At 41.2% G+C, this 3804-nt stretch carries 4 protein-coding genes and 3 pseudogenes; 5 read left to right on the top strand and 2 right to left on the bottom strand.

What is annotated here, in order from left to right:
- Positions 1-451 (top strand): annotated as a pseudogene (locus PSI23_RS20630) (helix-turn-helix domain-containing protein); the annotation flags it as partial.
- On the top strand, positions 444-863 hold the full coding sequence (locus PSI23_RS20625; protein ID WP_273556830.1) for an antiterminator Q family protein: 420 nt from the start codon (positions 444-446) through the stop codon (positions 861-863). The pseudogene PSI23_RS20630 and the gene PSI23_RS20625, both read left to right, overlap by 8 nt.
- Positions 864-1064: 201 nt before the next feature.
- Here PSI23_RS20625 and PSI23_RS20620 read toward each other — a convergent pair whose 3' ends face one another.
- Together PSI23_RS20620 and PSI23_RS20615 are read right to left on the bottom strand one after the other, a co-directional pair.
- Entirely contained in the window at positions 1065-1418 is a 354-nt protein-coding gene (locus tag PSI23_RS20620; RefSeq protein ID WP_273556829.1) for a DUF3969 family protein, read from the bottom strand.
- Positions 1415-1840, bottom strand: a complete 426-nt coding sequence (locus PSI23_RS20615) for a hypothetical protein (protein WP_273556828.1) — start codon at positions 1838-1840, stop codon at positions 1415-1417. Before PSI23_RS20615 ends, PSI23_RS20620 begins: the two co-directional genes overlap by 4 nt.
- A gap of 427 nt (positions 1841-2267) precedes the next feature.
- Here PSI23_RS20615 and PSI23_RS20610 point away from each other — a divergent pair.
- The 3 genes and pseudogenes from PSI23_RS20610 to PSI23_RS20600 all read left to right on the top strand — a co-directional run.
- A pseudogene (locus tag PSI23_RS20610) lies at positions 2268-2918 on the top strand (site-specific DNA-methyltransferase); the annotation flags it as partial.
- Positions 2919-3039: 121 nt separating this feature from the next.
- Positions 3040-3576 carry a DNA methyltransferase gene (locus PSI23_RS20605; RefSeq protein ID WP_273556827.1) on the top strand — a complete coding sequence of 179 codons (537 nt, stop codon included), beginning with the start codon at positions 3040-3042 and terminating at the stop codon, positions 3574-3576.
- A 54-nt stretch (positions 3577-3630) separates the two neighbouring features.
- Positions 3631-3804, top strand: a pseudogene (locus tag PSI23_RS20600) (phage holin family protein); the annotation flags it as partial.

Genomic DNA, 3804 nt, shown 5'->3' with positions numbered 1-3804 from the left:
GGAAAAATTAATGCTGGTGGGGGAGTTGGCAGAAATCTATGAGGCGGGCTACTACTGGAACGAAAAAGAGCTGGCAGAAGGCTGTATGCGTGGTGATCGTGTTACTGAAACTGAGAAATTACGCAAAGCAGCGGCGAAAGGCTTTGCTGAACAACTTCCCGAACCGCATACCTTGTCTGATGTCGTTCGTGAGTTTTTGTATTGGGATTGGTTATATCAGATGCGCAATGTGGCCGCCAAAGAACTCGACCCGAACGGGTTCGGCGATGAGCGTTACTATGTCTGTGACCGGGAAGATTACCTTGAAGAGAAACTGGCCACCATTCAGCCCGTAAACCGTCAGGAAGCGATAGATGTCTGCAAGTGGGTACTGGAAGAAGAACGGTTCCATGATCGTGAGCTGACCGACAGGATTATTCTTAATCTGGTGGGGGAATGTGCTGATGCGTGATATTCAGATGGTACTGGAACGCTGGGGAGCGTGGGCGGCGGATAATCGTGAGATGGTTAACTGGCCTTCGATTGCCGCAGGGTTCAAGGGGTTGATACCTAACAGAATTAAATCCCGCCCGCAGTGTTGTGATGACGACGCCATCATCATTTCCAACTGCATGGCAAAGCTGAACCAGAAAAATAGCGAGGCTCATGATTTGTTGTTCGACTATTACGTATTCGGTAAAACGTTCATGCAATTAGCGCGTGAGCATCATTGCTCTGACACGCATATCGGGAAGAGGTTACAAAAAGCTGAGGGAATGATTGAGGGGATGCTGATGATGTTAGATATCCCATTAGAAATGGATAAATGCGTCCAAAAAGAGCCAATGAACATTAATTCACACCAATTATGCAGTAATTTTTGAAAATAGCTTTACGATCGTAAAAATGCTGCTATTGTGATAAGAGTGATAGCAATGTCACAGAGCTTATTGAATTATCAGACCTCGCCTCGGCGGGGTTTTTTATGCCTAAGACTCAGATTTAAAAAGATGACAGTCACCCGCTTTGAAATTGATAAATAAAATGGGTGACTGTCACATTGTATTTAAGCTGGTACAGGGTAATTACCTTCTCCCTTTACCTACTATCTTGATTTCTTTCTCTACTGCTATTCCAATTTCTTCGCTATTTTTGATGACTGATAACGTTTTTTCTATCAACTCATTAATATTAGCTTGCAACCTGTGAGGTATTAAGGCGGCCACGCCATCAAGTTCACACCCTAATTCAATAATATTAACTAATTCATTGGGCGCTTTTATTTTTTTTAATAAATCGTAAACATCAGGCATAAATATAAACCCTTCTGCCTCATCAATAGATATTATTTTTTTATCAACAGAGTGCAGCAACCCTAAGACTAAAAAGCTAATAAATTTGCCTGCGTGTTTCTTTTCAATGCTATAACAAAGTTTCATGTTCTACCTCTTTTCATACTCCATTTTTTATAAACTTTTACATTAAATGCTAGACCACTTTGATGTTCAAAATAATGAATAGACACTTTTTGATTAGAGGCATTATATCCATTTTTATACACTTTATACCATTTTCCGGGTGCTCTCGCTCTTAGCTCCGGCAATAATTCTCTATTTTTAATAAGATGTTTAGTTAGTCCGTTTTGGGCTGCTCTAAACCCTTTCGGATAGTTTGGTGCATCCTTGATTGATTTGTAAAAGTGCTTAAGATCACTTGAATCACCAAACCAGCTCAACCAGCCCACTTTAGTGAGTGAGATTTGATGCGTGTTTGCCGCCGTATCTGATGCTTGAAAGCTGTGCCCCGAAAAAGAGAGTGATACCAATACAAGGCTAAACAGAACTCTTGCAAATCGATTCATAAGAAGATCCTCAATATAAATAAGCTTTAAAGTATTCTCACAACAGAATTAAAATAACTCTGGCGTAATATGAGGCATTATATAGATACCCAGCTAAACGGAATTAAAACCAGAACCGATTTACTTCGGATAAAGAATTAATAAAAGATAAATGAAGTTGATTATTAAAAATTATAGGGTGAGTAAAGCTTTGAATTTACAATCCAACTACCAAAAGATATTTGGTAGTTCGGTTAAATCGGATAACGATCATGGTCGGACAGCACCTTATATCACTGTTAAATCAATATCTTAGATTTTTTTTGGGTGATGCGGTCAACACTTCGATCACCATAGATAACCCAACCTGTCGGCCAAACCGACTGGTTCAAATTCAAGGCTGCGCATGGCGTGGCCTTTTTTATTACAGGCTATTCCTCTGATGACAATTGAAAAAATCACTCTGGATTACCCTGAGTCCAAGAGCGCGGATATCACCCAAGAAAATATCGAGCAACTTAAACAGCTTTTCCCAGAGGTATTTTCGGAAGGAAAAATTGACTTTGACGCCTTAAGAGCGGTGCTGGGTGAAGTCGTTGATGACTCAGATGAGCGCTATAACTTCACTTGGCATGGTAAAACCCGCGCGCGTCAAATTGCCCAAACTCTATCAACAGGTACGCTACGTCCATGCAAGGAAGAGAGTGTTAATTGGGATACTACCGAAAACCTGTTTATTGAAGGCGACAACCTTGAAGTGCTTAAGTTGCTGCAAAAGTCTTATCACAAAAAGATAAAGATGATTTATATCGACCCTCCTTACAATACGGGTAATGATTTTGTTTATAAAGATAATTTCCGTGGCAATTGGCTGAATATGCTTTATCCCAGATTGAAATTAGCCAGAAATTTATTATCTGATGAGGGAATGATATTTATATCGATAGATGACCATGAAGTGGTTAATTTATCCAATGTGTGCAATGAAATATTCGGTGAAGATAATTTTGTTGAAAGATTTATCTGGAAGAGCGGGAGAACCTCCGCATCCATTTTTACCCGGGAACATGAATATATTCTGGCTTATGCAAAAGACAGAACTCAGTTACCCCACATTGTTTATAAGGGGGATGATAGCCTGATTTCTGACCGGGCAATAAGCATTTGAATGTAAGAATGGGGTTTTGGCTAGCGAGGTCACGTTAAAAGCGGGCTGGACAATGAAGCGCCAAATCGAAAACTGGCTGTCAGGAAATGACACTTTTGATTCTAAAGGCCAGCAGATTGTTGAGTTCTTCTTCAAACCTAATGGTATTCTTCAGTATGTTAAAAAGCGGGGCACCGAACATCCAAAAACCATCATAATCGGTTTTACCACGAAGCAAGGAAGTAAAGAGGTTGAAGCCCTGCTCGGTTCATCTGTGTTTGATTATCCAAAGCCGACAGGCTTAATTGAGCACTTAATGCAGGTCACGGACAGGGAAGATATCATTCTTGACTTTTTTGCCGGAAGTGGTTCTACGGGTCATGCGGTGTTGAAACAAAATAAGAAAGATGGCGGTAGAAGAAAGTTTATATTGGTTCAATTGCCCGAGCCTATTTCAAAGAATGCGGCTGCAACAGCGTATTGCACTAGGGAGTCAATACCCGAATTGATTTCCCGCATTGCCCTGAAAAGAATAAAAACGGCCATTTCAGCAGAAGATAACACTCAAGGCGTTAAGTTTTTCAAATTAGACCAAACAAATACTCACTAACAGGGGCGACCATCGTTCACCCCACGGACGCCCATTGTTCAGATGGGGTGGAATATGAAGATGAAAGAGAACCCAGATTTATGGGCCGAACTGCTGAACGGCTTAAAAAACTCGTGACCGCAGATATCCGGCTCTGTTTTAGCTGCATTAATTTGCTACGGTCGCCTGATTTATGACGGCGTGGAACGCAAGAACCGCTGGGTCGAGGCGCTGCTCTGTGGTGCCTTG

Origin of the sequence: Xenorhabdus yunnanensis (genome assembly GCF_028598805.1) — a bacterium.
Classification (GTDB): domain Bacteria; phylum Pseudomonadota; class Gammaproteobacteria; order Enterobacterales; family Enterobacteriaceae; genus Xenorhabdus; species Xenorhabdus yunnanensis.
The sequence above is the reverse complement of the archived record's forward strand: the minus strand, read 5'-3'. Positions and strand labels throughout refer to the sequence as shown.

What these genes read in the sequence shown, in the direction of transcription:
- PSI23_RS20625 (WP_273556830.1), top strand. Translation starts at nt 444, where the DNA reads ATGCGTGATATTCAGATGGTACTGGAACGCTGGGGAGCGTGGGCGGCG.
- PSI23_RS20620 (WP_273556829.1), bottom strand. Translation starts at nt 1,418, where the DNA reads ATGAAACTTTGTTATAGCATTGAAAAGAAACACGCAGGCAAATTTATT.
- PSI23_RS20615 (WP_273556828.1), bottom strand. Translation starts at nt 1,840, where the DNA reads ATGAATCGATTTGCAAGAGTTCTGTTTAGCCTTGTATTGGTATCACTC.
- PSI23_RS20605 (WP_273556827.1), top strand. Translation starts at nt 3,040, where the DNA reads ATGAAGCGCCAAATCGAAAACTGGCTGTCAGGAAATGACACTTTTGAT.